The sequence below is a fragment of the Luteimonas padinae genome, assembly GCF_014652935.1.
In the GTDB taxonomy this organism is placed as follows: Bacteria; Pseudomonadota; Gammaproteobacteria; order Xanthomonadales; family Xanthomonadaceae; genus Luteimonas; species Luteimonas padinae.
This window is the reverse complement of sequence record NZ_BMZT01000002.1, coordinates 44989-71417: the sequence shown is the minus strand read 5'-3', so window position 1 is coordinate 71417 and position 26429 is coordinate 44989. Positions and strand designations below refer to the sequence as shown.

23 protein-coding genes and 1 tRNA gene are annotated in these 26429 nt (G+C 71.8%); 11 read left to right on the top strand and 13 right to left on the bottom strand.

Features of this window, described 5'->3' with window-relative positions; translation table 11 throughout:
* Nucleotides 1-16: 16 nt before the first annotated feature.
* Together IE168_RS02170 and IE168_RS02165 are read right to left on the bottom strand one after the other, a co-directional pair.
* Nucleotides 17-547 carry a riboflavin biosynthesis protein RibA gene (locus IE168_RS02170; protein WP_189494769.1) on the bottom strand — a complete coding sequence of 177 codons (531 nt, stop codon included), beginning with the start codon at nt 545-547 and terminating at the stop codon, nt 17-19.
* 90 nt (nt 548-637) lie between these two features.
* A complete protein-coding gene (locus IE168_RS02165; RefSeq protein WP_189494766.1) occupies nt 638-874 on the bottom strand; it encodes a hypothetical protein in 237 nt (78 codons plus the stop codon).
* A gap of 140 nt (nt 875-1014) precedes the next feature.
* On the opposite strand from IE168_RS02165, the gene yghX reads away from it, so the two are divergent.
* Nucleotides 1015-1902 (top strand): YghX family hydrolase, encoded by an 888-nt coding sequence (yghX, locus tag IE168_RS02160; RefSeq protein WP_189494764.1) that lies wholly within the window; start codon nt 1015-1017, stop codon nt 1900-1902.
* A 164-nt stretch (nt 1903-2066) separates the two neighbouring features.
* Here yghX and IE168_RS02155 read toward each other — a convergent pair whose 3' ends face one another.
* Both IE168_RS02155 and IE168_RS02150 read right to left on the bottom strand, forming a co-directional pair.
* Nucleotides 2067-2681, bottom strand: a complete 615-nt coding sequence (locus IE168_RS02155; RefSeq protein WP_189494761.1) for a hypothetical protein — start codon at nt 2679-2681, stop codon at nt 2067-2069.
* Complete coding sequence (locus IE168_RS02150) at nt 2674-3957, bottom strand: acyltransferase family protein (RefSeq protein WP_189494758.1); 1284 nt, start codon at nt 3955-3957, stop codon at nt 2674-2676. The genes IE168_RS02155 and IE168_RS02150 overlap by 8 nt, the downstream gene beginning before the upstream one ends.
* Before the next feature lie 200 nt (nt 3958-4157).
* Between IE168_RS02150 and fdnG the strand changes: the two genes are divergently transcribed.
* From fdnG to selD, 8 genes are all read left to right on the top strand, one after another.
* On the top strand, nt 4158-7226 hold the full coding sequence (gene fdnG, locus IE168_RS02145) for a formate dehydrogenase-N subunit alpha (RefSeq protein WP_189494755.1): 3069 nt from the start codon (nt 4158-4160) through the stop codon (nt 7224-7226).
* 10 nt (nt 7227-7236) lie between these two features.
* Nucleotides 7237-8205: a formate dehydrogenase subunit beta gene (fdxH, locus tag IE168_RS02140; protein ID WP_189494752.1), complete on the top strand. Its 969-nt coding sequence runs from the start codon at nt 7237-7239 to the stop codon at nt 8203-8205.
* Entirely contained in the window at nt 8198-8857 is a 660-nt protein-coding gene (locus tag IE168_RS02135; RefSeq protein WP_189494750.1) for a formate dehydrogenase subunit gamma, read from the top strand. Before fdxH ends, IE168_RS02135 begins: the two co-directional genes overlap by 8 nt.
* A 117-nt stretch (nt 8858-8974) precedes the next feature.
* On the top strand, nt 8975-9904 hold the full coding sequence (fdhE, locus tag IE168_RS02130) for a formate dehydrogenase accessory protein FdhE (RefSeq protein WP_189494748.1): 930 nt from the start codon (nt 8975-8977) through the stop codon (nt 9902-9904).
* Entirely contained in the window at nt 9883-11337 is a 1455-nt protein-coding gene (gene selA / locus IE168_RS02125; RefSeq protein ID WP_229823020.1) for an L-seryl-tRNA(Sec) selenium transferase, read from the top strand. The genes fdhE and selA overlap by 22 nt, the downstream gene beginning before the upstream one ends.
* Nucleotides 11334-13286 carry a selenocysteine-specific translation elongation factor gene (selB, locus tag IE168_RS02120; protein WP_189494745.1) on the top strand — a complete coding sequence of 651 codons (1953 nt, stop codon included), beginning with the start codon at nt 11334-11336 and terminating at the stop codon, nt 13284-13286. The genes selA and selB overlap by 4 nt, the downstream gene beginning before the upstream one ends.
* Nucleotides 13287-13378: 92 nt before the next feature.
* Nucleotides 13379-13474 (top strand) — tRNA-Sec (locus IE168_RS02115).
* A gap of 19 nt (nt 13475-13493) precedes the next feature.
* Nucleotides 13494-14552, top strand: a complete 1059-nt coding sequence (selD, locus tag IE168_RS02110; RefSeq protein WP_189494742.1) for a selenide, water dikinase SelD — start codon at nt 13494-13496, stop codon at nt 14550-14552.
* Nucleotides 14553-14605: 53 nt separating this feature from the next.
* Here selD and IE168_RS02105 read toward each other — a convergent pair whose 3' ends face one another.
* The 5 genes from IE168_RS02105 to IE168_RS02085 form a co-directional block, all read right to left on the bottom strand.
* On the bottom strand, nt 14606-15421 hold the full coding sequence (locus IE168_RS02105) for a DUF2071 domain-containing protein (protein WP_189494740.1): 816 nt from the start codon (nt 15419-15421) through the stop codon (nt 14606-14608).
* Nucleotides 15418-15855 carry a hypothetical protein gene (locus IE168_RS02100; protein ID WP_189494708.1) on the bottom strand — a complete coding sequence of 146 codons (438 nt, stop codon included), beginning with the start codon at nt 15853-15855 and terminating at the stop codon, nt 15418-15420. Before IE168_RS02100 ends, IE168_RS02105 begins: the two co-directional genes overlap by 4 nt.
* A gap of 80 nt (nt 15856-15935) precedes the next feature.
* Entirely contained in the window at nt 15936-17147 is a 1212-nt protein-coding gene (locus IE168_RS02095) for a diiron oxygenase (RefSeq protein ID WP_189494705.1), read from the bottom strand.
* A 17-nt stretch (nt 17148-17164) separates the two neighbouring features.
* Nucleotides 17165-18283 (bottom strand): acyl-CoA dehydrogenase family protein, encoded by a 1119-nt coding sequence (locus IE168_RS02090; protein WP_189494704.1) that lies wholly within the window; start codon nt 18281-18283, stop codon nt 17165-17167.
* A gap of 10 nt (nt 18284-18293) precedes the next feature.
* On the bottom strand, nt 18294-19154 hold the full coding sequence (locus IE168_RS02085; RefSeq protein ID WP_189494701.1) for a phosphate/phosphite/phosphonate ABC transporter substrate-binding protein: 861 nt from the start codon (nt 19152-19154) through the stop codon (nt 18294-18296).
* Between the two features lie 331 nt (nt 19155-19485).
* Here IE168_RS02085 and IE168_RS02080 point away from each other — a divergent pair, with 331 nt between their 5' ends.
* A complete protein-coding gene (locus IE168_RS02080; RefSeq protein ID WP_189494698.1) occupies nt 19486-19647 on the top strand; it encodes a hypothetical protein in 162 nt (53 codons plus the stop codon).
* Between the two features lie 39 nt (nt 19648-19686).
* Here IE168_RS02080 and IE168_RS02075 read toward each other — a convergent pair whose 3' ends face one another.
* A complete protein-coding gene (locus IE168_RS02075; protein WP_189495270.1) occupies nt 19687-20568 on the bottom strand; it encodes an acyltransferase in 882 nt (293 codons plus the stop codon).
* Nucleotides 20569-20746: 178 nt separating this feature from the next.
* Between IE168_RS02075 and IE168_RS02070 the strand changes: the two genes are divergently transcribed.
* The gene (locus IE168_RS02070) at nt 20747-22339 is read left to right on the top strand and encodes a M20/M25/M40 family metallo-hydrolase (protein WP_189494695.1); all 1593 of its coding nucleotides are present in this window, start codon (nt 20747-20749) and stop codon (nt 22337-22339) included.
* 45 nt (nt 22340-22384) lie between these two features.
* Here IE168_RS02070 and IE168_RS02065 read toward each other — a convergent pair whose 3' ends face one another.
* The 3 genes from IE168_RS02065 to IE168_RS02055 all read right to left on the bottom strand — a co-directional run bounded on the left by IE168_RS02065 (nt 22385) and on the right by IE168_RS02055 (nt 26384).
* Complete coding sequence (locus tag IE168_RS02065; RefSeq protein ID WP_189494693.1) at nt 22385-24883, bottom strand: diguanylate cyclase; 2499 nt, start codon at nt 24881-24883, stop codon at nt 22385-22387.
* A 39-nt stretch (nt 24884-24922) separates the two neighbouring features.
* Complete coding sequence (locus IE168_RS02060; RefSeq protein WP_229823018.1) at nt 24923-25210, bottom strand: hypothetical protein; 288 nt, start codon at nt 25208-25210, stop codon at nt 24923-24925.
* A gap of 61 nt (nt 25211-25271) precedes the next feature.
* A complete protein-coding gene (locus tag IE168_RS02055; RefSeq protein ID WP_229823016.1) occupies nt 25272-26384 on the bottom strand; it encodes a serine hydrolase domain-containing protein in 1113 nt (370 codons plus the stop codon).
* Nucleotides 26385-26429: the final 45 nt, after the last annotated feature.

The window sequence follows — 26429 nt, the reverse complement described above, 5'->3', positions numbered from 1 at the left end:
GGACCGCAGCGCCGCGTCAAAGCGTGGCGGTCACGTCAGCGCCGCGCGCGGACAGAAGTTCGCTGGCCCGCTGCTGTTCGTCCTTCGACAGCGCGTGCACCACGACCGTCGTGCGCCGCGCCTCCATCGCGTCGCGCGTGGCGTGGACGTAGCGGTCGTGGTCGGGGCGGATCGATACCAGCCCACCCAGCAGCAGGCCGCCGACGGTCGCGAAGAAGATCGTCACCAGCCCGGCGGCCACCGGCGAGCGCGTCACGAACGGCAGCCCCGCCCACATCATGATCCCGAACGCGATCGCGCCCAGGATGGCTCCGACGATGCCGAGCCTCACGTGCGCCACCAGGATGGTGCGCCAGATGCCCTTGCCTTCCGGCTCCAGCTTGATGTTGGCGTCGGGCTCGTCGGGAGTGATCACCTTGACCTGCTGCGGCTGCAGGCCGGCCTCCGACAGCAGCGCGGCCGCGGCGTCGCGCGCGGCGGCGGTGCTGTCGAACACGGCGGCGAGCTTGCTGTTGGAGACCTCGCCGGTGAGCGGGTTGTCGGACACGGGTCAACTCCTGGTGGACTGGCCCGATCATGGCAACGCATGCGTCCGCCCGGCGTGAGCGCAGGCCCCGCCTGCGGCGCAGGCGAATCCTCAGCTGCAGCCGCCGCAGCAGGTGCTGCCGCCGCTGACGTGCAGCTCCTGCACGACCGGCGACACGCCGTAGCCGGCCTGGCGCAGCGCGGTGGCCACCTGCTCGCGGCTGGCGCTGGTGACCACGTCGAGGCGGCCGTTGCCGGCATCGAGCGCGACCTGCGCATCAGGATCGAGCGGGCGGAGCGCGGCGGCGAGCGTGGCGGCGTCGGGCCGGCCGTCGAGTTCGAACTGCATGTGGATCTCCAGTCATGGCGCCGGCATTCCCGGCGACGGCCATGGTCGGCGGGCGCCTGCCGGCCGTCCTTGACCCGGGTCAAGCGCGTGGCGTACCTGCGCTATCTTGGGCGCGCACGCCCGCATGAGAGGTGCCCCAGATGGCCCGCCTGACCGCGAAGGACTTTCCGCCCGAGCTGCTCGAGCTCTACGACGGTTACGTGCATGGCCGGCTCAGCCGCCGGCAGTTCCTGGACCGCGCCGGCGCGCTGGCGATCGGGGGGATGAGCGCCGTCGCCCTGCTGGCCGCGCTGAGCCCGGACTATGCGCTGGCGCAGCAGGTCGCGTTCACCGACCCGGGCATCCGCGCGGAGTACATCACCTACCCCTCGCCGAAGGGCCATGGCGAGGTGCGCGGCTACCTGGTGATGCCGGCCGGCGCCGAAGACCCGGTGCCCGGCGTGGTGGTGGTGCACGAGAACCGCGGCCTCAACCCTTACATCGAGGACGTCGCCCGGCGCGTGGCCAAGGCCGGCTTCGCGGCGCTGGCGCCCGACGGCCTGAACTCCGTCGGCGGCTACCCCGGCAACGACGAGCGCGGCCGCGAGCTGCAGGCGAAGGTCGATCCGGAAATGCTCATGAACGACTTCTTCGCCGCCATCGAGTTCCTGCTGGCCGATGCGCGCACCACGGACAAGGTCGGCATCACCGGCTTCTGCTACGGCGGCGGCGTGTCGCACGCGGCGGCGGTGGCCTATCCCGAACTGGCCGCCGCGGTGCCGTTCTACGGCCGCCAAGCGAAGCCGGAAGACGTGCCGCGCATCAGGGCGCCGCTGCTGATCCACTTCGCCGAGACCGACGAGCACGTCAACGCGACGTGGCCGGCCTACGAGGCGGCGCTGAAGGCGGCGGGCACGGAGTACGAGGCCCACGTGTATCCCGGCACGCAGCACGGCTTCCACAACGACTCGACGCCGCGCTACGACGAGGCGGCGGCACGCCTGGCCTGGGAGCGCACGACCGCGTGGTTCAAGCGCCACCTGGCCTGAGGCCACGCGACGCGCGCCGCAGAACGCGCCGAGCACGCCGGCCACGTTGGTGTCGATCATCGGGAAGTGCGCTTCGCCCAGGCGGAAGGCGCTGATCGGATCGCCCTCGAAGGTGTCCACGCCCAGCGCAGGTGCAGTGGCGAGTGGACGATCTTCATTCGGCCTCAGGGCGTCGGAGCAGGCGCCGGAATCCAGCCCTGCACGATGGCGTGCAGCGCGGCACCGGCCGCGGCGCCGAGCAGCGATCCGGACAGGAGCTCGGCCGGGACGTGCCGGCGCAGGACAAGCCGCGACCAGGCGACCGCGACCGTCGCCGCCAGCAGCACGCCCGCGGCGGCCACATGCGGCCAGGCGATGCCCGTCGCGAAGGCGGCGAACGCGACGTGCAGCGAACTCTTCAGCCAGCGCCGCAGCAGATGGCCGGCGAGCACGATTCCACCCGACAGCGCGATCGCGGCCACGACGCCGGCATGCGCGCCCGCCATCGCGAGGCCGACCGCCAGCACGAGCAGCCACCACGACGCGAAGCGATTGAGCTGCGCGCGCTCGTGCCGCTGCGACGCGTCGACGTGCACCCAGCGCCCCGAGCGCGTCTTCGACATGCTGTAGACCATCACTCCGGTCGCGGCCACCACGACCACCGCGAGCGCCTGCCAGCGCAGCGCAGGCGACGGGCCGTCGCCTGCGGCCACCACCGCTGCCGCGGCCATGACCACCACCGGATGCACCAGGATCGACACCAGCCTGGCCACGCGAAGCATCGCGCCGGGCTCAGCCATCGCCGCGTTTCCGCAGCAGCCGCGAGGCCAGCGCCACACCCGCCAGTCCGACCACAGCGCCCGGCCACACGCCCCAGACCAGCGCCGACGCCAGGCCCAGGTACAGGGCCAGCCCGCCCAGGAGTACCGGCGCCAGCGCATCCACGGCGGGAACTTCGCGCGTGCGCCGCAGTTCGTAGCGCACCACCAGCGCCACCAGCGGCGCCACCACCAGCAGGCAGAGCGCGATCCAGCCCGCGCGCCCCACCCAGAACCCGGGCTCGCCGGGGACACCGGCGTCGATCGGCAGCCCGAGCTTCTCGCCCAGCCATGCGGCCGGGAGCTCGGCCAGCTTGTGCCAGAGATACAGCGGCATGCCGAGCGCGCCCAGCACCGCGATCGCGCGCCCGAGCGCGCGGCCCGCCAGCAGGCGCCGCGCCACCGGCTCGAACGCGAGCACGGCGCCCACCTGCAGCCACATCACGCCAACCAGGGCCAGCGTCGGCGGCAGCATGTTGTTGCCGGCCAGCGCCACGCCGACCATCGCCACCGGATACCCGCTCGCCATCGCCCAGGCCAGCCAGGCACACCCCAGCAGGAGCAGGCCCACGCCCGCGCCCACGCCGCGGAAGCGCCCGCGCTTCCACGCGATGCCAAGCTGCTGCGGCAGCAGCCAGACCACCAGCATGTTGAGCCAGGCGATGCCGGGTGGACTTTCGGCCACGCCGCGGCCCAGCCAGCGCAGCGCCTCCGGCGTCCACGCGCCGGCACGCGCCACGTCGAGGGCGGCGGCCACCGCCACCAGCCCCAGCACCGCGCGCAGCCCGAAGCGCGCGTCCAGCCGCAGGCACCACGGCAGCAGCGCCTGCACGGTGAGCAGCATCAGCAGGAACCAGAGGTGGATCGTCAGCGACTGGTTGAACACGCCCAGCAGGCGTCCGCCGGTGAACAGCGACACCGCCGCCAGCGCCACCAGCACCGCCAGGTAGGTGACCGTCGGCCGCGCCAGGCCCAGTGCGCGCCCGGCCCACCACTGCGCCTGCCGGTGCTGCCGCAGCCGCCGCGCCACGCCGTCGGCGCTGACCGCGGCGGACACGAACACGAACAGCGGCACCACCTGCACCAGCCAGGTCAGGACGCCGGCCATATCCCAGATGCCGAGCAGGTGGTCGGTGTCGACCAGCTGCCCGTCGGCCAGCCGAGGCAGGGTCGCGACCCAGTGCCCGAGCACCACCACCAGCAGCGCGCAGGCACGCAGGGCGTCGGGATACGGGTCGCGATCGGATGCCTGTGCCATGGGGTTGCCGCGTGACGGGGTCGCCGCATCTTACGGGGCCGCGATAGAGCCCACCTATTGCCCGCCAACGGCTTCCGCCGCCGCGTTTACCTTGCAACCTGCCCGGACTATGCTGGGGCGTGCCTGCGCGGAACGCGCGCACAAGCCAAGGTGGCCCGGCACGCCGGGCCTTCCAGCCACCACGACTCGAGGATCGCTTCATGGTCAACATGAATCGACGGCAGTTCCTCAAGGTCTCGGGCACCGGCCTCGCCGGTTCCAGCCTGGCCCTGCTCGGCGCCAGTCCGGCGCCGGCCATGGCCGAAGTCCGCCAGTTCAAGCTGGCGCGCATGACCGAGACCCGGAACACCTGTCCCTATTGTTCGGTTGCCTGCGGCCTGCTGATGTACGGCCTTGGCGACGGCGCGAAGAACTCCGCCTCCGCCATCGTCCACATCGAGGGCGATCCGGACCACCCGGTCAACCGCGGCACGCTGTGCCCCAAGGGCGCCGGCCTGATCGACTTCATCCACAGCCCGAACCGGCTCAAGCAGCCCGAGTACCGGGCGCCCGGCTCCGACACCTGGGAGCCGATCGGCTGGGACGACGCGTTCGAGCGCATCGCGCGCCTGATGAAGGACGACCGCGACGCCAACTTCGTGGCGCAGACGCCCGAGGGCCGCACGGTCAACCGCTGGATCACCACCGGCATGCTCGCGGCCTCGGCCACCAGCAACGAGACCGCCTACATCACCCACAAGGTCGCGCGCTCGCTCGGCCTGCTCGCATTCGACAACCAGGCCCGCGTTTGACACGGCCCGACGGTGGCAGGTCTTGCCCCGACGTTTGGCCGTGGAGCGATGACGAACCATTGGGTCGACATCAAGAACGCGGACGTGGTCCTGATCATGGGCGGCAACGCAGCCGAGGCCCATCCCTGCGGGTTCAAGTGGGTTACCGAGGCCAAGGCGCATAACAACGCCAGGCTGGTCGTGGTCGACCCGCGGTTCAACCGCTCGGCGTCGGTCGCGGACTACTACGCGCCGATCCGCACCGGCACGGACATCGTGTTCCTGGGCGCGGCGATCAGCAACCTGATCGAGACCGACCGCATCCAGCACGAGTACGTCCGCAACTACACGGACATGACCTTCATCGTGCGCGAGGACTTTGCGTTCGACGGCGGCCTCTATTCCGGCTACGACGCGGACCGGCGGCGCTACGACAAGGCCACCTGGGACTACGAGCGCGGCGCCGACGGCTTCGTGGTCACCGACCCGACGATGCAGCACCCGCGCTGCGTCTACCAGCTGCTGCGCAAGCACTACGCGCGCTACACGCCGGAGATGGTCGAGCGCGTCTGCGGCACCACCCAGGAGCAGTTCCACACCGTGGTCGACATGCTGGCGTCCACCGCCCGCCCCGACCGCGCCGGCACCATCCTGTACGCGCTGGGCTGGACGCAGCACTCCATCGGCTCGCAGATCATCCGCACCGGCGCGATGCTGCAGCTGCTGCTGGGAAACATCGGCATCGCCGGCGGCGGCATGAACGCGCTGCGCGGGCACTCCAACATCCAGGGCCTCACCGACCTGGGGCTGATGTCGAACCTGCTGCCGGGCTACCTGACGCTGCCCAACGAGCACGAGCAGGACTACGGCACCTACATCGCCTCGCGCACGCTCAAGCCTTTGCGTGAAAACCAGCTCAGCTACTGGCAGCACTACCCGAAGTTCCACGTCAGCCTGATGAAGGCGTGGTATGGCGATGCCGCCACCGCGGACAACGACTGGGCCTTCGACTACCTGCCCAAGCTCGACAAGCCCTACGACATGCTCCAGACCTACGAGCTGATGGACCAGGGCAAGGTCAACGGCTACATCTGCCAGGGCTTCAACCCGCTGGCGGCTGCGCCGAACAAGGCCAAGATGATCTCGGCGCTGTCGAAGCTGAAGTTCCTGGTGGTCATGGATCCGCTGGCCACCGACACCTCCGAGTTCTGGAAGAACTTCGGCGATGCCAACGACGTCGACCCGGCGGCCATCCAGACCGAGGTCTTCCGCCTGCCCACCAGCTGCTTCGCCGAGGAGGAAGGCGCGCTGGTGAACTCCGGCCGCTGGCTGCAGTGGCACTGGAAAGGCGCCGAGCCGCCCGGCCTGGCGAAGACCGACATCGAGATCATGGCCCGCCTGTTCATGCGGATGCGGGAGATGTACAGCACCGAGGGCGGTGCGTTCCCCGATCCGGTGCTGAACCTGACCTGGAACCACGCCCAGCCGCTGCATCCCTCCGCCGCGGAGCTTGCGATGGAGTACAACGGCCGGGCGCTGGAGGACCTCCCGGACCCGCGCGACCCGAGCCGCATCACCCGCCGCCGCGGCGAGCAGGTCTCGGGCTTCGGCGAGCTGCGCGACGACGGCAGCACGTCCAGCGGCTGCTGGATCTACGCCGGTGCCTGGACCCAGGACGGCAACATGATGGCGCGGCGCGACAACAGCGACCCGACCGGCATCGGCCAGACCCTGAAGTGGGCCTGGGCGTGGCCGGCCAACCGCCGCATCCTCTACAACCGCGCCTCCGCGGATCCGTCCGGCAAGCCCTTCGACCCGAAGCGGCCGCTGGTGTGGTGGAACGGCACCGCCTGGACCGGCGCCGACGTGCCGGACTTCAAGGCCGACGAGGACCCCGCCGGCGGAATGAGCCCCTTCATCATGAACCCCGAGGGCGTCGCACGGTTCTTCGCCCGCGACGGCATGGCCGAAGGCCCGTTCCCCGAGCACTACGAGCCGTTCGAGACCCCGCTGGGCTACAACCCGCTGAACCCGGACACGCCCGCCGCCACCAGCAACCCGGCCGCACGCGTGTTCGAGGCCGACCTGGCGACGATGGGCAAGGTCGACGAGTTCCCGTACGTCGGCACCACCTACCGCCTGACCGAGCACTTCCACTACTGGACCAAGCACGTCCGCCTCAACGCGATCCTGCAGCCGGAGCAGTTCGTCGAGATCGGCGAGGGACTTGCGAAGGAGATCGGCGTGTCCCACGGCGACCGCGTGCGCGTCACGTCCAAGCGTGGGCACATCGTGGCGGTGGCGGTGGTGACCAAGCGCATCCGCGCGCTCCAGGTCGACGGCAAGACCCTGCACCACGTCGGCATCCCGCTGCACTGGGGTCTGACCGGCCTCACCAAGCCGGGCTACCTGACCAATACCCTGACGCCATCGGTGGGCGACGGCAACTCGCAGACACCCGAGTTCAAGTCGTTCCTGGTGAACGTGGAAAAGGCATAGGAGCCCCGGCATGGCATTGCAATCACTCGACATCAAGCGGCGCTCCGCAACCACCTACGCACCACCCGGCGCCCGCGAGCCGCACGCCGGCGGCTCGGTGGCCAAGCTGATCGACACCACCAAGTGCATCGGCTGCAAGGCCTGCCAGGTGGCGTGCATGGAGTGGAACGACCTGCGCGACGACATCGGCGAGAACGTCGGCGTGTACGACAACCCCGCCGACCTCAGCGCGCAGTCGTGGACGCTGATGCGCTTCGCCGAGCACGAGACCGAGGACGGCGGCCTGGAGTGGCTGATCCGCAAGGACGGCTGCATGCACTGCGAGGACCCGGGCTGCCTGAAGGCCTGCCCCTCTCCGGGCGCGATCATCCAGTACGCCAACGGCATCGTGGACTTCCACGAGGAGAACTGCATCGGCTGCGGCTACTGCATCACCGGCTGCCCGTTCGACGTGCCGCGGATCTCGAAGAAGGACAACAAGGCCTACAAGTGCACGCTGTGCTCGGACCGCGTGGCCGTGGGCCAGTCGCCGGCCTGCGCCAAGGTCTGCCCGACCGGAGCGATCGTGTTCGGCACCAAGGAGGCGATGACCGACCACGCCGCCAGCCGCATCGTCGACCTGAAGTCGCGCGGCTTCGAGAACGCCGGCCTGTACGACCCGCAGGGCGTCGGCGGCACGCACGTGATGTACGTGCTGCACCACGCCGACCGCCCGGCGCTGTACAGCGGCCTGCCCGAGAACCCGACCATCAGCCCGATGGTGGCGCTGTGGAAGGGCGTGGCCAAGCCGGTCGGCCTGGCGGCGATGGCGGTGACCGCGGTGATCGGCTTCTTCCACTTCATCCGCACCGGCCGCCAGGTGGTCACCGACGTGGACGAAGCGGACGCCGAGGCCTCGCTGGCCGATGGTCGGCCCGCGGGCGACTATCCGCCGGGGACCCTGCAGCGCGCACGCGACGAGGAGCACCGCCATGACTGAGCGCACCCCGGCCGACCGCGGGCATCCGCGCGAAATCGTCCGCTACACCGCCAACGAGCGCACCAACCACTGGCTGATCGCGATCGGCTTCCTGCTGGCGGGCCTGTCGGGACTGGCCCTGTACCACCCGGCGATGAGCTGGCTCTATGCCCTGTTCGGCGGCGGGCCGTGGACGCGCGTGCTGCACCCGTTCTTCGGCGTCTTCATGTTCGTGGTGTTCGTGCTGTTCGCCTGGCATATGGGCGGCTCCAACCGGCTCGATGCGCGCGACCGCCAGTGGCTGAAGCAGATCGACGACGTCGCCGCCGGGCGCGAGGAGAAGCTGCCGGAGGTCGGGCGCTACAACGGCGGGCAGAAGGTCCTGTTCTGGCTGCTGGTGCTGTGCATGCTCGGCCTGCTCGCGACCGGCATCGTGATGTGGCAGCCCTGGTTCGCGCCGGCCTTCCCGGTTTCCATCGTCCGCCTCGGCTCGGTGCTGCACGCGATCCTGGCCACGGTGCTCATCTGCCTGATCATCTTCCACGCCTACTCGGCGTTCTGGGTCAAGGGCTCGATGGGCGCGATGGTGCGCGGGCGGGTGACGCGCGGCTGGGCCTGGAAGCACCACCGCGAGTGGCTGCGCGAGGTGGACCGCGACGCCAGCGCCAAGTGATGGCACGCCGGTCGCGGCCTTTGCCGCGGCCGGCACCGATGGCCTAACCTGCCCCACGGGGCACATCGGCGCGCCCCCGCGGCGCGCCGTCCTTTTTCCACTCCCGACGGAGGCACCGTGCCGCGCATCCTGCCGCGAGGCGAGATCGAAAACCTCGACCACACCCGCATCCCGCGCCTGCGCATCCCCGAGCGCGCCGGCGTGTTCTCCGACCGCGCCGCGCGCCTGCGCAGCCTGGCGGACGCCAGCACGATCGAGGGCTACCTGCGGCTGATGGCGCGCCTGGCCGAGGCGCAGCAGCGCGCGCTCAAATCGTTCGAGGCGCCGGCGATCGACGACGACGTGCTCGCGCAGGCGCGCCGGCACGAGATGCCGCCGCTGCCGGCCACCGGGCTGGCGCGCGATCCGGCCTGGCGCGCCCTGCTCGCCCGACTGCTGGACGAGGTCGCCGGCGACGCCGGCACGCCCGCGCAGGCGGTGGCGGCCTGCAACGCACTTGCGCACACCCTGGACACCGCTCCGGAGCGTGTCGAGCAGATGGCCGACGCCCTGCTCGCCGGGCGCGTCGAAGGCGCCGACGTGGCGCCCGCGCCGTTCGTCATGGCCGCGCTGCAGGTCTACTGGACCGCGATGGCCTCCGGCCTGCGCGAATCGCAGCTGCCGGTCGGTGCCTTCGGCCTCTGCCCCACCTGCGGCACGCCGCCGGTGGCCAGCGTGGTGCGCATCGGCGGCGCCCATGACGGCTACCGCTACCTGTGCTGTCCGCTGTGCAGCTGCGAATGGCACCTGGAACGGGTGAAGTGCTCGCACTGCGCCACCACCAAGGGCATCGCCTACCACTACATCGAAGGCGGCCGCGACGGGGTCAAGGCCGAGGCCTGCGACGGCTGCCGCAGCTACCGCAAGATCTTCTACCAGGACAAGGATCCGTTCATGGAGCCGGTGGCCGACGACCTCGGCAGCCTCGCCCTCGACATGCTGATGGGCGAGGAAGGCTATGCGCGCCGCAGCGGCAGCCCGCTGCTGTGGCAGGACACCGGGGACTGAGCCTGGACGCGGTCGACGACGGCGGCGCGGCGGCGGTCGCGAGCGACATCCCCTCGCTCGACCGCCTGCTGAAGGACCCGGCGCTGGCGGCGCTGGCCGCCGAGCACGGGCCATCGCGCGTGACCTCGGCCCTGCGCGCGCGGCTAGCGGCACTGCGCGACGAAGCGCGCGCGGGCACGCTGCGCCATGGCGCGCTGGCGCCCGCCGCGCTCGCCGCCGGCCTCGGCGTGGCGCTGGAGCACGCGTCGCGGCCGCGCCTGCGCACGGTCCACAACCTTACCGGCACCGTGCTGCACACCAACCTCGGCCGCGCCGTGCTGCCCGACGCCGCGGTGCAGGCGGTGGTGCAGGCGCTGTCTGCGCCGATGGCGCTGGAGTACGACCTCGAACGTGGTGCCCGAGGCGACCGCGACGACCTGGTCGAAGGCCTGCTGTGTGAACTCACCGGCGCCGAGGCCGCCACCGTCGTCAACAACAACGCCGCCGCGGTGCTGCTGATGCTCAATTCGCTCGCCAACCGGCGCGAAGTGATCGTGTCCCGCGGCGAGCTGGTCGAGATCGGCGGCGCCTTCCGCATTCCCGACATCATGTCGCGCGCCGGTGCGAAGCTGGTCGAGGTCGGCACCACCAACCGCACCCATCCGGCCGACTATGCCGGCGCGATCGGCCCGCGTACCGCGATGCTGATGAAGGTCCACTGCAGCAACTATGCGATCACCGGTTTCACCGCGAGCGTGGACACGCCGGCGCTGGCGGAGATCGCGCGCGCGCACGGCCTGCCGGTGGGCGTGGACCTGGGCAGCGGCTCGCTGGTGGATCCCGCGCGCTGGGGCCTGCCGCACGAACCCACCGTGCGCGAGACCCTCGCCGCCGGCGCGGACCTGGTCACCTTCAGCGGCGACAAGCTGCTCGGCGGGCCGCAGGCCGGGCTGATCGTCGGTCGCGCCGACCTCATCCGGAAGATCCGCAGGAATCCGCTCAAGCGCGCCCTGCGCGTGGGCAAGCTCACCCTGGCGGCGCTGGAGCCGGTGCTCGCGCTGTACCGCGCGCCCGAGCACCTGCCCGAGCGCCTGACCACGCTGCGCCTGCTGCTGCGCCCGCAGGCCGCGATGCAGGCGCAGGCGCAGCGGCTGCTGGCCCCGCTGCAGGCCGCGCTTGGCGACGACTGGCGCGTTGCCGCCGCGCCGATGTCCAGCCAGATTGGCAGCGGCGCGATGCCGGTGGAGGCGCTGCCGAGCTGGGGCCTGTCGCTGCGCTACGCCGGCAAGGGCAGCCGCGGCCGCGCCCTCGAGCGCCTGGCGAAGGCCCTGCGCGCGCTGCCGCGCCCGGTGATCGGCCGCATCGCCGACGACGCGCTGTGGCTGGACCTGCGCTGCCTGGAGGAACCCGACGAGCCCGGCTTCGCCGCCCAGCTGGAAAACCTGCGCACATGATCGTCGGCACCGCCGGCCACATCGACCACGGCAAGACCAGCCTGGTGCGCGCCCTCACCGGCGTCGAGACCGACCGCCTGAAGGAGGAAAAGGCGCGCGGCATCTCGATCGAACTCGGCTACGCCTATGCGCCGCTCGCCGACGGCGGCGTGCTGGGCTACGTCGACGTGCCCGGCCACGAGAAGCTGGTGCACACCATGGCCGCCGGCGCCTGCGGCATCGACTTCGGCCTGCTGGTGGTGGCCGCCGACGACGGCGTGATGCCGCAGACGCGCGAGCACCTGGCGATCCTCGGTCTGCTGGGCGTGGACCAGGGCGCGGTCGCCATCACCAAGGCCGATCGCGTGGACGCGGCGCGGCTGGACGCGGTGCGCGCCGACGTCACCACGCTACTGCAGGGCGGCCCGCTGGCCGGCGCGCCGATGTTCGCCACCGACGCCACCCGCGACGGCGATCCGGGCGTGGAGGCCCTTCGGCGGCAGCTGGAAGACCGCGCGCACGCGGCGGCCGCGCGCAATGCCGATGGCCTGTTCCGCCTCGCCGTGGACCGCGTCTTCACCCTGCCCGGCCACGGCACGATGGTGACCGGCACGGTCTTCTCCGGGCGCACCGCCGCTGGCGACGAGCGCGCCCGGCTTGTGCTGGCGCCCGCGGGCACGCCGGTGCGCGTGCGCTCCATCCATGCCCAGAACCGTCCCAGCGACGAAGCGCGCGCGGGGCAGCGCTGCGCGCTCAATCTCGCCGGTACCGGCCGCGACGCGATCGCACGCGGCGACTGGATCGCCGACGCGCGCGCCTTCCGGCCGACACGCAACCTCGACGTCGAGCTCGAACTGCTGCCCGACGCCGCGGCCACGCTCGGCAACTGGGCGCCGCTGCATCTGCACCTGGGCACGGCGCGGCGCCTGGCGCACGCGGTGCCCCTGTCGGACGACGGCATCGCCCCCGGAGCGCGCGGCCGCGTGCAGCTGGTGGTCGACGAAGCGCTGTGCGCCGCCCCCGGCGACCGCTTCATCGTCCGCGACGCCCAGGCCAGCCGCACCATCGGCGGCGGCCGCGTGCTCGACCCCGACGCACCCGCGCGGCGCCGGCGCTCGCCGCAGCGCCTGGCCTGGCTGGACGGCGTCGCCGCCATGCTCGACGGCGGCGGCCTCGAGGCCCTGCTGCGCGAAGCCGCGCAAGGCATCGACGAGGCCGCCCTGGTGCGCCTGCTTGGCCGGCCTCCCGACCAGCTGGTGCTTCCGGAGGGCGCGCGCTGGCTGGCACCGCGCGGCGGCGCGCGCATCGCGATCGCCGATGCCCAGCGCCATGCGCTGCACGCGCAGATCGAACGGGCGCTGGCGGAGTTCCACCTCCAGGCGCCCGACGAGCCCGGCCCCGAAGCCACCCGCCTGCGCCGCATCGCCGTGCCCACGGTGTCGGCCGCGCTCTGGCAGGTGCTGCTCGACGGACTCGCCGACGCAGGCCGCATCCAGCGCAAGGGCCCGTGGCTGCATCTGCCCGGGCACACGGTGGCGATGGACGCCGACGATGCCGCTCTGTCGCAGCGCCTGCTCGCGCGGCTGGACGAAGGCGGCTTCGAGCCGCCCTGGGTGCGCGACCTCGCGCGCATCGAAGCCGAGCCCGAGGAACGCGTGCGCCGCCTGCTGCGCATGCTCGCCCTGCAGGGCGATGCGCACCAGGTGGTCCGCGACCTGTTCTACCACCGCGAACGGATGCAGGCGCTGGCGGCGCTGGCGACCACCATCGCCGACGCCACCGGCGCCATCGCCGCCGCTGGTTTTCGCGACGCCACCGGCCTTGGGCGCAAGCGCGCGATCCAGATCCTCGAACACTTCGACCGCACCGGCCTCACCCGCCGCGTCCGCGACAGCCACGTGCTGCGCGAGGACAGCGCGTGGCTGCAGGCCCTGCGCGCGACGTCGGCCGCAGACGCGCCCGGCCACTGAAACGCTGCGATCCAGACCGCATCCGTCGCCATTCGTTCCGTGTGATAGCTTGGCTTCCGCCCGCGGCGCACCCCGCCGACGCGGCCACGAATGGAAGGCAAGCGCGCCCGGTGGCGCGGCCGGGCTTCAAACCCGGTTGGGGGCGTCAGCCGCTCCCAGGCAGGTTCGACTCCTGTTGCCTTCCGCCATTCCGCACGTGTGCCCGACATGACCGACTCTCCCGATACCACGACGCCCCGCCTCACCTCGCTCTCCCACGGCGGCGGCTGCGGCTGCAAGATCGCGCCGGGCGTGCTGACCGACCTGCTCAAGCGCGCCGCGCCGGCGCCGGTCTGGCCGCAGCTGATGGTCGGCAACGACACCGCCGACGACGCCGCGGTGTACCGGCTCAACGACCAGCAGGCGCTGATCGCCACCACCGACTTTTTCATGCCGATCGTGGACGATCCCTACGACTTCGGCCGCATCGCCGCCACCAACGCGCTGTCCGACGTCTACGCCATGGGCGGCACGCCGATCATGGCCCTGGCCCTGGTCGGCATGCCGATCAACGTGCTGCCGCATGACGTCATCGCCGAGATCCTGCGCGGCGGCGAGGACGCCTGCGCCGAAGCCGGGATTCCCGTCGCCGGCGGCCACAGCATCGACTCGGTCGAGCCGATCTACGGCCTGGCCGCGATGGGCATCGCCCACCCCGACCGCATCCGCCGCAACGCCGACGCGCGCCCCGGCGACCTGCTGGTGCTGGGCAAGCCGCTGGGCGTGGGCGTGCTGTCGGCGGCGCTCAAGCGCGGCGTGCTCGACGACGCCGGCTACCGCGCGATGATCGACGCCACCACCCGCCTCAACCGCCCCGGGCCCGCGCTGGCGGCGCTGCCCGGCGTGCACGCGATGACCGACGTCACCGGCTTCGGCCTGCTCGGCCACGCGCTGGAGCTGGCGCGCGGCGCGAAGCTCACGGTGCGCCTGCGCCATGACGACCTGCCCTGGCTGCCGGGCGTGGAGGCGCTGGCCGCCGAGGGCGTGGTCACCGGCGCCTCGGGGCGCAACTGGGCCGCCTACGGCGATGGCGTCGAGCTCGGCGCCGGCATCGACCAGCCTGCCCGCGACCTGCTCACCGATCCCCAGACCTCCGGCGGCCTGCTGGTGTCCTGCGCACCGCAGGCCCTGGGCGAAGTGCTGGAGGCCTTCCACGCCGGCGGCTTCGCCGAGGCGGCGGTGATCGGCGAGACCCGCGCCGGCGAGGCGCGCGTCGAAGTCGCCTGAGCCCGGAGCGGGCCTTCCGGCCGGACCTGCAAGACCGCCGGCCGCGCCGCAGCTCAGGCCAGGACTTTCGGGGGCAGGTAGATGGTGAACTCGTTGACCGGCTCGACGAGCACGCTGTGCGGATGCTGCTGCTCTTCCGGCGTCACCAGGCCCAGCCGATCGAGCAGCCCGAAGCGCGCCTGCTCCAACCGCGCCGGCGCGACCTGCAAGCGCCCGTGCCAGACGTGGTAGGTGCCCAGGCGCCCGTCGCGGCGATGGTAGAAGCCGCGCAGCGGATGGGTCAGGTAGACGAGTCCGGTCTCGACGTCCGCGAAGCCGGGCAGCCGCTCCACCGGTCCGGCCTCGCCCACCAGCGACAGCGACGCTGGCGCCCATTGCGCAACCGTATCCATGCGATAGCGCAGGTAGCGCCCGTCCACCGCCTGTGCGCAGTCGAAGCGCACCCGTCCCCCGTACCACGGCAGGTTCCACAGCCGGTGCGGGACGATCCGGGTCCACGAATCCAGGGTCGTGCCCAGGAACCACACGCAGCGCTCGCCGGTTTCGTTGTCGACGATGTAGATGCGGTAGTTCGTCTGTCCCATGCGGAACTTGGGGAACGGGAACACCGCCGAAGTGAAGTCGACATCGATGAAGGGCACGACCGAGACCAGCGCGCGCTCCTGCCCGTCGATGGACACCGCGTCCAGGCGGAAGCGTCCGGGCATGACCCCTGCGAAGCGCGCCGGGTCGAACGCGTAGCTGACGATGGCGAAGTGCTGCAGTTTGCACAGCACGTCGATACCCGACGGAGCCGGGCGCGGATGCAGGCAGTCCTGGAAGCGCAGGCGCAGCGTCGATGCGCCTCCCTCGGCGCCGTCCGCCTTCATGCGTCCGCCCGCGCCCCGCTCGCCGACAACCGCCGCCCCACCAGGATCGCCAGCCACGCCATCGGCAGGTAGGCCAGCAGCAGGTCCAGCGCGATGAACCACGCCGGCGCCGGGATCATCACCGCCGCGGCGATGCCGCCGGCCAGGAACAGCACGCCGATGGTCCAGGCGAACGCCGCCTTGCGGCTGCCGGCGACCAGGAAGGCGACGAAGGCGCCGGCCAGCGTGCCCAGCGCATGCGCCAGGAACGGCGACAGGAAATGCTTCGGCTGGAACAGGTGGATGCCCGCGGCCAGGCCCTCGGCCGTGGTGGTGTCCACACCCGCCGGCGGCGGCACCAGTGCCGGGCCCGCGGCCACGATCGCCATGTTGACCACGCTGCCCACCACGAGCCCCGCGACCACGGCCGCGACGTTGCGCACCCAGTGCTTCATCCCCGCTTCCCCCGTCGTGCCCCGTGCGGAGCGTCCGCCGGATTCTAGCGCCGCCGAGGCCACCCCAGGCGTCGGGCCGCCTACATGAAGTTGCGGGTATGCAGGCTCGACAGGTGGTGCGCGCGCTCCGGGTCGAAGCCCAGCCGCACCAGCTTGGCGTAGCGGCTGTCGGCCATGTCCTTCATCAGCGCCTGCACCTTGCGCGAGCCCTCCGCGATGGCCTCGGGCGTCAGCGCGCCGGCGGCCATCACCACCAGCGCGTCGAACACCTCCTCGTTGAGCCCGCCGGTGTGGCGCAGCGCCTCGTGCCGCTCCTCCACCGCGCGCGCAAGGCGGTTGCGGAAGTCGGGCTCGCGCTGCAGCCGGTACAGCAGGTGCGACATGCCCAGCGCCACGTGGCGGGCCTCGTCGACCGCCGCGTAGCGCGCGATCTGCCGGGTCAGCGGGTCCGGCGCCTCGGCCTGGATGAACTTCAGCAGCGAGACGAAGGTGCCCTCGCCCAGCACCGACAGCAGGAAGCTGGCCACCGAATAGTCGGTCTCGTCGAGCAGGCTCTTCAGCGACTCCTGCCCGCCGGCGGTCGACAGCGCCGGCTCGCGGCCGTGGCGGCGGATGCGGCGGGTGAAGACGTCGATGTGGCGGGCCTCGTCCGCGATCTGGATCGCCAGCGCGGCCTGCAGCTCGCGGTAATGCGGATGCAGCTGGCCGAGGAAGCGCGCGGGGATCACCAGCGCGGCGTTCTCGTTCTCGACCATGAAGGTCATCACTTGGACAACGGCGTCCTCGATCTCGTCGGGCAGCACGGGTGCGTCGTCCCAGTCGATGGCCTCCGGATCCCACTGTGCGGCGACGGCCTGCCGGTAGAGGCTGGCGGCCGATTCGTTCCAGAGCTCGTCGCGGTCGGACAGGCGGAAATGGATCTCGGGCGCGCCCGCCTCCACCACCGCGCCGCGCGCGGCCAGGCCCCAGCGCGGATGCGCACGCGACGCGATCGCGTCCTCGGCGCGCGGATCGCTGTGGCCGGTGGGCATGGCGTCGCGCCAGCGGCCGGCCTGCGCCGAGCCCCGGCGCACGCGGACGACGCCCGCACCGGCCTCCATCACGTGCCCCTGGCTGCGGCACCACGCGGACAGCTGGGCCTGCCAGCCTGGCGCGGTGCCGCGCACGGTGACCGCTTCGCCCACGCCGACCTGGTTCAGCACGTGCTTGACCAGGAGGTGTGCGCCGGCGTCGAAGCCGAGGCCGGCCAGGTCCACCATGCCGGCCGCATCACCGGCCTTGCGGGGTTCCATCGTGTCCACGTCCGGCCTCACTCCATCAGCGGCATGCCGCACATCATCCGCGCCAGCAGATCGTTGATGACATCCGTGGTCGGCGCCATCACCGCCGCAGCGCGGGAATCGCGGAACAGCCGCTCGATGCCCACGTCCTTGCGGAACGCGGCGCCGCCGCACACCCGCATCGCGGTATCGGTGACCAGCAGCGCGGCCTCGGCGGCCACCGCCTTGGTCTGCAGCACGCGCATGAAGGTGTCATCGCCGCCGTTGGCGATGCGGTCGAGCGCCACCGCGCGCACGCCGCGCGCGCCGTCGAGCGCGTTGCGGGCCTGCGCCAGCTGCGCGCGCAGGGTCGGCAGCTCGGCCAGCGTGCCGCCGGCGGCGAAACCGGTCTTCGTCACGTGCGCCACCGCGCGCTGCAGCGCGCCCTCCATCAGCCCGATCGACACCGAGGCGATCAGGTTGACGAAGGTCGGCAGCTCGTCGTTGAACATCACGCCCTGGCCTTCGCCGTCACCGCCCAGGCGGTGCGCCAGCGGCACGCGCACGCCCTTCGCCGCCACCGGCGCGGAGGCATTGGCGCGCAGTCCGAGGCCATCGAAGGGCCTGGGCGACGACAGCCCGTCACTCCTGGCGTCCACCAGCCAGATGGTGCTGGCGCCCCCGGCGGCGAGCGGCTGCGAGGACCAGACATAGGAATCGGCCTCGCCGGCCGAGGTCACCATGCTCTTGCTGGCGTCGAGCAGCACATGATCGTCACCATCGGCGGTGGCGGTGCTGACCGGCGCCCAGAAGTGGCTGCGCGAGCCGGTCTCGGACCAGGCCAACGTGGTCAGGTGGCGCCCGGCGGCGATCTCGCGGCGGATATCCGCGGGGCCGTGCATCTCGATCAGGGTGGCGCCGGCGTAGTGCATCGTCACCACCATCGCCGTGGCCGGGCAGTCGCGGGCGATGCGCTCGACCACTTCGGTCGCCTCGGCCAGGCCCAGGCCCATGCCGCCGACTTCCTTCGCGCTGATCAGGCCGAGCAGGCCGGCCTCCCCCAGTGCGGCAATCGCCTCGCGCGGGAAGCGCGCCTCGCGGTCGAGTTCGGCGGCGCGCGGCAGGATGATCGTCTCGACGATCGGCTCAAGCTTCTCCAGATGGCTCATCGCGGCGCCCTCAGTAGTCGTACTTCGATTCGGTGATCCGGCCCTGGGCGTCGTAGAACTTCTCGTCGTCCACGGCGCGTTCGAGCAGGGCGTAGCCGCTGCTGCGGCCCCGGTGCCAGACCTTCAGGCCTTCCAGCTCCAGCAGCGGCCGCACCTCCGGGTCGTCCCAGGACATGCCCAGCAGCAGGTCGGCGAAGCGCTGCGCCAGCGCCGGATCCAGGCCGGGCGCGGTGGTCATGTTGCAGTGGTCGAATTCGCCGGTGGTGGCGACGATGCGGGTCGACCCGGCGGCCAGCGTGCCCTCCTGCGCGAAGGCCTGGTAGTTGCCGGCGATCATCCACGCGGCGTCGATGTCGCCCTTGACCATGGCCTCGGCCGCATCGCGCTCGCCGCCGATGTGGTCGCCGTGCTTGCCGCCCAGCACGTCGAACAGCCGCGCGCTGTAGTCGCGCCCCCGGACCAGGCCGTGCTGGCGCAGGTGATCGAGCGGGATCAGCGTGGCCTGCGGCGAATCGATGGCGCCGAAGCCCAGCGTCCTGCCACGCAGGTCCTCCACGCCCCGGACGTCGCTGCCGGCGGGCACCACCAGCACCGACTGCAGGTCCATGTCGGTATCGCGCATGACGATGGGCTCGACCTCCTGCCCGAGCGCACGCGCCATGCGCTGCGCGCGCACGAAGGCCAGCGGCGAGTTCCAGGCGAAATGCAGCTGGCCGGCCATCAGCGCCTCGACCAGCGCTTCGTAGTTGGAATACAGCACGTAGTCGAAGGCGAAACCGCGCGCCTTCAGCCAGGGCTTGAAGCCCTCCCAGATGGTGACGACCTTCGGGGCGTAGGACACGGCCCCCATGCGGATGACGGATTCGGACATGAGCTCCTGCCAATGGTGTTGATCGACGCACGCAGCCGGACACATCCGGCGGCGGACGCGGTTGAAGGAATCGGGATGGAGTCGCACCGCGCGCGGAAGGGCACGGCGGCCGGGTTTCCCGGGCCATGCGCGTGCTGGCTCGGCGGGACCGACGGCGGGATGCGGCGGCATCGCCGGCGCCGGGAAACGGACAGGACCTGTCACGTCGGCGTTCCCGGAGTCTATCGGATTCCTGCGACGGCCACGCCTCCTCGAGGACGGCATGGACGGCCGCCGCGGCCCCCGCGGAACCGGCGGTTACACTGGACGCCCTATTTCCCCACGGTGATCCATGGCAAAGCCGAACTATTCGTTCGAAAAGCGCCAGCGCGAGCTGGCCAAGAAGAAGAAGCAGGACGAGAAGGAAGCGAAGAAGCGCGCCGAACGCGAGGCCCGGGCCGCGGCGGCCGGGCCGGCTCCCGAACCGGAGCCCGATTCCGACCCGGCGGGCTGAAGCTCCGCCACGGTCGCACGCCAGGGCGCGCGGCGGGACTCAGTCGCCCAGCAGGCGCGCCAGCGCCTCGTCCTTGTCCCGCCACATCCCGTTGAGCCACTGCTGGAAGCGTGCGCGCGCCGCGCGGTCGTCCTGGTAGCGCCCCCCCATCGCCTCGCTGTCGGGGATCGGGCGCTGGCGCACCAGCACGTGCACGTCCGGGATCCGCCCGCCCATCAGGTCCATCATCGTCGGACGCCCGCCCGGATAGGCGATGGTGACGTCCAGCACCGCGTGCAGCGCATCGCCCATGGCGTCGACCACGAAGGCCACGCCGCCGGCCTTGGGCTTGAGCAGGTGGCGGTAGGGCGAGGCCTGGCGCGCGTGCTTCTCCGGCGTGAACCGCGTGCCTTCGACGAAGTTCATCACCGCCACCGGCATCTCGCGGAACTTCGCGCAGGCCCGGCGCGTGGCCTCGATGTCGCGCTGGCCCAGCTCCGGGTTCTTCGCGATCTCCGCGCGGCTGTAGCGGCCCATGAAGGGGAAGTCGAGCGCCCACCAGGCCAGGCCCAGCACCGGCACCCAGAACAGCTGCTGCTTGAGGAAGAAGCGAAGCAGCGGGATGCGGCGGTTGAACACCTTCTGCAGCACGACGATGTCGACCCAGCTCTGGTGGTTGGCCAGCACGAGGTAGTGGCCGTCGGCCAGCAGCCCGTCGTCGCCGGCGACGTGGAAGCGGGTCCCGGTGAGGTGGTCCACCATCCAGGTGTTGGCCGCGATCCAGCTTTCGGCGATGGCCGCCAGCACGCCGCCCAGCGCACGGCGCAGGCCGGGGAACGGCAGCAGCGCCTTCACCAGCGCCAGCAGCAGCAGCGGCAGCGCGTGCACCAGCGTGTGCAGGATGATCAGGAGCAGGACCAAGGCGGCGCGCAGCGAGGACATCAGGGGCACGGCGGACGATCCGGTGGCGGGGGCGCGAAGCGTAGCAAACAGCGGCGGCGGACCAGTGCGCGGCCCGCGCGGTCCGCGCACCGGCGTGACTAAAGACGGGTGAAGCGCGGCGCCACGGCCGCTAGAGTCGAAGGCTTGCAGCGCCCCGTCCCGGCGCGAAGGAATCAGGATGTCGAAGCGTTACGTGATGGCGGTGCTCCTCGCCGCCAGCGGCCTGGCCATGGCCAACGAACCGGTGGACCTGGACATGGTCAGCCGGATCCGCCAGGAGGCCTTCCACAACTCCCAGGTCATGGCGACCTTCAGCCACCTCACCGAGACCATCGGCCCGCGCCTGAGCAACTCGCCGCAGATGGCGGAAGCCAACGCCTGGACCCGCGGCAAGTTCAGCGAGTGGGGCCTGTCCAACGTCCACGACGACGCCTTCGAGGACTTCGGCCGCGGCTGGGAGTTCAGCGCCGCCAGCGTCGAGATGCTCGGCGGGCGCGTGCAGCCGCTGCACGCCCTGCCCAAGGCCTGGACGCCGGGCACCGACGGCCCTGTCGAGGGCGAACTGGTGAAGGTCGACATCAAGACCCTGGCCGACATCGAGAAGTACCGCGGCAAGCTCGGCGGCAAGGTCCTGCTGCTGGGCGAGGCGCGCGAGTACAAGCGCGGCACCGAGCCGGATTCGCACCGCCACGACGCCACCTCGCTGGAAGGGCTGCAGGAATTCACCGTGCCGAAGACCGCCGCCGCCGACCGCGCGAAGCGGGTCAAGGAGTACGGCGAGCGCCAGGAGCTCACCCGTGCGGTCAACGCCTTCTTCGCCGAGGAAGGCGCGCTGGCGGCGATCAGCATCAGCAGCTGGGACAACGGCATCATCCGCGTCGCCGGCGGCGGCTCGCGCAAGGCCGGCGAGCCGGTCGGGATCCCCGAACTGGCCATGATCGCCGAGCACTTCAATCCGCTGGTGCGCGCGCTCGACGATGGCCAGACGGTGCGCCTGCGCGTCAACGTCGCCGCCCGCTTCACCGACGAGACCAACCAGCCCGGCCACAACACCATCGCCGAGATCCCCGGCCGCGGCGGCAAGGCCGGCGAGATCGTGATGATCGGCGCGCACCTCGACTCCTGGCACACCGGCACCGGCGCCGCCGACAACGCCGCCGGCGTGGCGGTGATGATGGAGGCCATGCGCATCCTCAAGGCCGTGGGCGCGCGGCCCGAGCGCACCATCCGCGTGGCGCTGTGGAGCGGCGAGGAGCAGGGCCTGGTCGGCTCGCAGGACTACGTGGCGCGCCACTTCGCCCACTACCCCGAGCCCACCGACCCGGCGCAGAAGGCGCTGCCGGCCTCGCTGCGCGAGCCCACCGGCCCGCTGCGGAAGATGCGCGACTACGAGCGCTTCTCGGTCTACTTCAACATGGACAACGGTTCGGGTCGCTTCCGCGGCATCTACGCGCAGGAGAACCTCGCCGCGATGCCGATCTTCGAGGCCTGGCTCAAGCCTTTCCACGACGTCGGCGCCACCACCGTCGCCACGCGCAACACCGGCAGCACCGACCACATCGCCTTCGACCGCGTCGGGCTGCCCGGCTTCCAGTTCATCCAGGACCGGCTGGACTACTTCACCAACGTCCACCACACCCACCTGGACACCTGGGACCACGCCGAGCCGGAGGACCTCAAACAGGCCGCGGCCATCGTGGCCTCGTTCGCCTGGCACGCGGCGATGCGCGATGAGCGGATGCCGCGCAAGCCGCTGCTCGATCCGAAGTGAGCCTGCGCCGCCGCGGACCCGGGGTCCGCGGCGGCCACCACGCCCTCAGGCGCCGGCCTGCACCCTGCGCGGCACGCGCAGCGCCGGGATCACCAGCGTGGTGTATTCCTCGTAATGCGCCGCTGGCAGGTCCGCAAGCGCGAGGCGATCGATCCGCGGTGCGTCGATCGGCAGCTGCGCCGCCTCGTACAGCACCACCTCGTGGTCGGCGGGATACCAGCGCAGCAGCTTGTCGACCAGCGCCTGCAGTCCTTCCGGCTCGGCGTGCAACCGGGTGCAGGAGAGGTCGCCGGCCAGCGTCACCTGCCACAGCAGCACCAGCGCGGCGGTGTCCGGTTCGCGGTCGTGGATCATGAAGTGCGTGGCCTCCAGCGACTGCACGCCGCGCAGTCCCGGATCCAGGCCGAGGTCGGCGTACAGGCAGGCCTCCGCCGAGATGCCGGGCTCCATGCGCGCCGGCAGGCCCAGCGCGCGCGTCCTGCGCACCACCGCATGCGGCACGTCGGCGAAGACGCCGGGATGGCCGTAGAACACCGCGCAGACCTGCCGGCCGGCCTCGACCTCGGCCATGATCGCGGCCTCGATCTCGCGATAGGTTTCCCGGCGGTCCTTGCCCGGCGCGTAGTGGACGCCGAGGTTGACGGCGTCGGGCCGGAAGCCGTGGATCATTCCCAGCGCGAACGGATCGACCAGGCAGAGCACCCGCTCGGCCTCGCGGATCTCCGACAGCGTGCGCTCGCTGGTGTGGCGCCCGAACTGGATGCCGCTGCCCACCACCACCAGCGATCCACTGGGCCCCGCCTCCGGCTGCCCCGCCCCGCGCGCGCAGACCACCCGGTCGCGCCCGCCGTGCTTGGCGCGGTACAGCGCCTGGTCGGCGTTGTGGATGAGCTGTTCGAGCGTGGTCGTGCTGCCGTCGTACTGGCACACGCCGGCGCTGAAGTTGAAGCTGAAGGTCTGGCCGAACACGGTGATCGGCTCCATCCGCTCGCGCAGGCGCTGCAGCAGCGCTTCGGCGTCGGCGGCCGTTCCCTGCAGCAGGATCGTGAACTCGTCGCCGCCGCTGCGGCCGGCGATCGCGCCGGCCCCGACGATCCCGCTGATCCAGCCGCCGAGGGAGCGCAGCGCCTCGTCGCCCGCGGCGTGGCCGTGGCGGTCGTTGACCTGCTTGAAGAGGTCGATGTCGGCGATGACGGCGGTGAACGGGCGGCCGTCCTGGCGCGCGCGCCGGAAGGCATCGCCGCCGCGCTTGCGCACCTGCTGGTAGTTGAACAGGCCGGTCAGCCCGTCGCGCTCCGACTGATGGCGGTAGCGGCCGCGCTCGCGCGAGCTGTGCCGCAGCAGGAGCAGCAGCAGCAGCGCGGTGACCAGCAGGCCGAACATGCCCATGCCGAGCAGCCACTGCCGGCGCTGGGTGGCCGTGACCTGAAGCGCGGCCAGCTCCTTTTCGGCTTCGAGCAGCGCGATCTGCTGCTCCTTCAGCTGCGTGTCGAATTCCACCTGGAGATAGGCCAAGCGACGCTCGCGGGATTCACGCTCGGCGATTTCCTGCGCGTCCATCGCCCGCCGCAGGTGGGTCAGCGCCCCGACGTCGTCGTCGCGCTGCTCCGCGAGCCGCGCGAGCAGGCGCTCGGTCTCGGCTACCGCGAGCTCGGTGTTCTGGCCGCGGTAATACTCCAGCGTCTCGAGCAGCATGGACTCCGCGCGGTCGAGCTCGCGGTCCAGCGCGATGAGGTTGCCGGCCAGCTCCAGCCGCGCGCTCCAGCTGCCCGCGGCGAAGCCGGCCGCCTCGAATTCGGCCAGCGCCTGGCGCGACCAGTCCAGCGCCTCCGCCGGCCGTCCCTGGGCCGCGACCATCTTGCCGATGCCGTATTTGGCGTTGGCCACGAAGACGCGGTCGCCGGCAGCCTGGCAGGCGTCGATCTGGCGGCGCCTCCAGCCTTCGGCTTCGCTGTAGTTGCCCGCGTGGTCCTCGGCCATCGCGAGGTCGGCAAGCGCAAGGCAGCGCCCACGCGCGTCGCCCGTCGCCTCCACCGCATCCAGGGCCTGGCGGGCGAGGTCGCGCGCCTTGCCGATCTCGCCCACCAGCGTGTGCAGGTAGCTGGCGGCCCCGAGCAGCGCGGGAGCGCTTTCCGGCGCGTCGGGCAGGTATTCCAGGCCTTCGCTCAGCCAGCCGAAGGCCCGCGGCCAGTCCTCGACGTTGGCGGCGATGCTGATCGCGGTGGTGTAGGCGCGCACCCGCAGCGCGGCTGGCATCTCCGCCTGCTGCAGCAGCCGGGAGAAGCCCTGCAGCGCCGCGGGCTCCCTGCCGGCCAGCCCGAGGTTGCGCAGGCGCACAAACTCGACCCGGGCGCGCTGCTCCGGCGTGAGTTCATCCAGGCGCGGTGCCAGGTCGTCGAGCTTGCGGTCGGATTCGCGCCAGTGCGCGGAGATCCCCAGCTGCTCGATCTCCGCGACCCGTGCTTCCAGCGCATCGTCGGCAAGCACCGGCGCACCCGCCAGCACCAGCACGAGGACGGCGGCAATGCGGGCCAGCCGGCACATGGGGCGTGCGGTCGCGGCGGACGGCGGCGAGGACGGCGGTCAGTACGCCTTGACGATGTGGTTGGTCGCGAACTGGCCGTCGCTCAGCCCGGTCAGCTCCTTGATGGACGCGTAGTCCTTGGCCAGCATCGCCTTCTGCTCTTCGTCGGTCAGGCCGGCGCGGCTCACCACGGCGGCGGGGTCCCTCTCGTATTCCGCGGCCAGCGCGGCATCACTCGCGAGCTTCCTCATCAGGTCCAGCAGCGTCAGCATCTTCTTGTCCCCGTCGATGTGCGAACGTCCACGGCCCGCGCCGGGACTCCCCAGCCCCTTCCCGACCCGCAGCATCGGCGGACATTAGCACATGAAGGCGGACTTCCGGCACTCGCGGCGGCGGGCGGCGGCGGGCTCAGGAGGCGCAGCGCGCCGCGCGGATGACCTCCGCGGCAAGCCCGTGAAGCGCATCGCGGTGGCCGCTGCGGGCAGACGCCTGGCCGTCATCGGAAGTCATGGCCACCACCAGCTCCAGCGAAGGCACGACGTAGAGCATCTGCCCGCCGTAGCCCCAAGCGAAGCGCACAGGCTCGCCGGCGATGTCGCGCAGGAACCAGCCGTAGCCGTAGCCGTCGCCGGTGAAGCGCGACTGCGTCCGCGGCTGCCACGACGCGTCGATCCACGCCCGGGACAGCAGCCGGCGTCCGTCGCGTGACACGCCGCCGCTGCGGTAGATCTCGCCGAAGGCCAGCAGCGAGCGCGTGTCCATCGCCATGTTGTTGCCGCCGAAGTGGATACCCTGCGGGTCGCGGTCCCACGCGGAGATGACGAAGCCGGCCTGCGGGCCGAGCCATTCGCGCGCAAGCTCCAGCACCGGCCGCCCGCTGGCGCGCGCAAGGATTGCTGACAGCAGGTGCGTGGAGCCGGTGGAATACAGCATCGCCCCGCCCGGCTCGTCGACGAAGGGCCGCGCCAGCGCATCGCGCACCCAGTTGTCGCTGGCCACCCAGCGCCCGTAGTACGGGCCCGAGGTGCGCTCCAGGCCCGCCTGCATCGACAGCAGGTGGCCGATGGTGACGCGCGCCAGCCGTGGATCGGGATCGGGCGGCAGCTCCGTGTCCAGCAGCGGCGCGATCGGCTGGTCGACGCCCTCGAGCAGGCCCTTGTCGATCGCGACGCCGACCAGGGCCGACACCACGGTCTTCGAGGCCGACTTGATGTTGGCCGGCGTGTCGGGACGCGCACCGCCATAACCGCGCTCTGCCAGCACGACGCCATCGCGCGCGACCACCACCGCGCGCAGCGGCGCGATCGCGTCGGCCTCGGCCAGCAGCGCCGCGACCGTCGCGGCCAGGCCTTGCCGGTCCGGCCGCGCGACGCAGCCCCCGGACTGCGCCGCCAACCCGGCTGGAGGCGCGGCGGACGGCGGCGGCGGATCGACGCCAGGTGTCTTCCCGCAGGCCAGCGGCACGAGCATCGCCACCGCCAGCATCGCGACCACGGGCAGTGCGTGCATGCGTGCGGACATGGCGGCATGCTCGCAGGCGCTGCGTGTCCTGCGCGTGGGCAACGC

Bases quoted from the DNA above. Each gene is read 5' to 3' on its own strand.
- IE168_RS02165 (WP_189494766.1), bottom strand. From the start codon at position 874: ATGCAGTTCGAACTCGACGGCCGGCCCGACGCCGCCACGCTCGCCGCC.
- yghX (WP_189494764.1), top strand. From the start codon at position 1,015: ATGGCCCGCCTGACCGCGAAGGACTTTCCGCCCGAGCTGCTCGAGCTC.
- IE168_RS02155 (WP_189494761.1), bottom strand. From the start codon at position 2,681: ATGGCTGAGCCCGGCGCGATGCTTCGCGTGGCCAGGCTGGTGTCGATC.
- IE168_RS02150 (WP_189494758.1), bottom strand. From the start codon at position 3,957: ATGGCACAGGCATCCGATCGCGACCCGTATCCCGACGCCCTGCGTGCC.
- fdxH (WP_189494752.1), top strand. From the start codon at position 7,237: ATGGCATTGCAATCACTCGACATCAAGCGGCGCTCCGCAACCACCTAC.
- IE168_RS02135 (WP_189494750.1), top strand. From the start codon at position 8,198: ATGACTGAGCGCACCCCGGCCGACCGCGGGCATCCGCGCGAAATCGTC.
- selB (WP_189494745.1), top strand. From the start codon at position 11,334: ATGATCGTCGGCACCGCCGGCCACATCGACCACGGCAAGACCAGCCTG.
- selD (WP_189494742.1), top strand. From the start codon at position 13,494: ATGACCGACTCTCCCGATACCACGACGCCCCGCCTCACCTCGCTCTCC.
- IE168_RS02105 (WP_189494740.1), bottom strand. From the start codon at position 15,421: ATGAAGGCGGACGGCGCCGAGGGAGGCGCATCGACGCTGCGCCTGCGC.
- IE168_RS02100 (WP_189494708.1), bottom strand. From the start codon at position 15,855: ATGAAGCACTGGGTGCGCAACGTCGCGGCCGTGGTCGCGGGGCTCGTG.
- IE168_RS02095 (WP_189494705.1), bottom strand. From the start codon at position 17,147: ATGGAACCCCGCAAGGCCGGTGATGCGGCCGGCATGGTGGACCTGGCC.
- IE168_RS02090 (WP_189494704.1), bottom strand. From the start codon at position 18,283: ATGAGCCATCTGGAGAAGCTTGAGCCGATCGTCGAGACGATCATCCTG.
- IE168_RS02085 (WP_189494701.1), bottom strand. From the start codon at position 19,154: ATGTCCGAATCCGTCATCCGCATGGGGGCCGTGTCCTACGCCCCGAAG.
- IE168_RS02080 (WP_189494698.1), top strand. From the start codon at position 19,486: ATGGCAAAGCCGAACTATTCGTTCGAAAAGCGCCAGCGCGAGCTGGCC.
- IE168_RS02075 (WP_189495270.1), bottom strand. From the start codon at position 20,568: ATGTCCTCGCTGCGCGCCGCCTTGGTCCTGCTCCTGATCATCCTGCAC.
- IE168_RS02070 (WP_189494695.1), top strand. From the start codon at position 20,747: ATGTCGAAGCGTTACGTGATGGCGGTGCTCCTCGCCGCCAGCGGCCTG.
- IE168_RS02065 (WP_189494693.1), bottom strand. From the start codon at position 24,883: ATGTGCCGGCTGGCCCGCATTGCCGCCGTCCTCGTGCTGGTGCTGGCG.
- IE168_RS02060 (WP_229823018.1), bottom strand. From the start codon at position 25,210: ATGCTGCGGGTCGGGAAGGGGCTGGGGAGTCCCGGCGCGGGCCGTGGA.
- IE168_RS02055 (WP_229823016.1), bottom strand. From the start codon at position 26,384: ATGTCCGCACGCATGCACGCACTGCCCGTGGTCGCGATGCTGGCGGTG.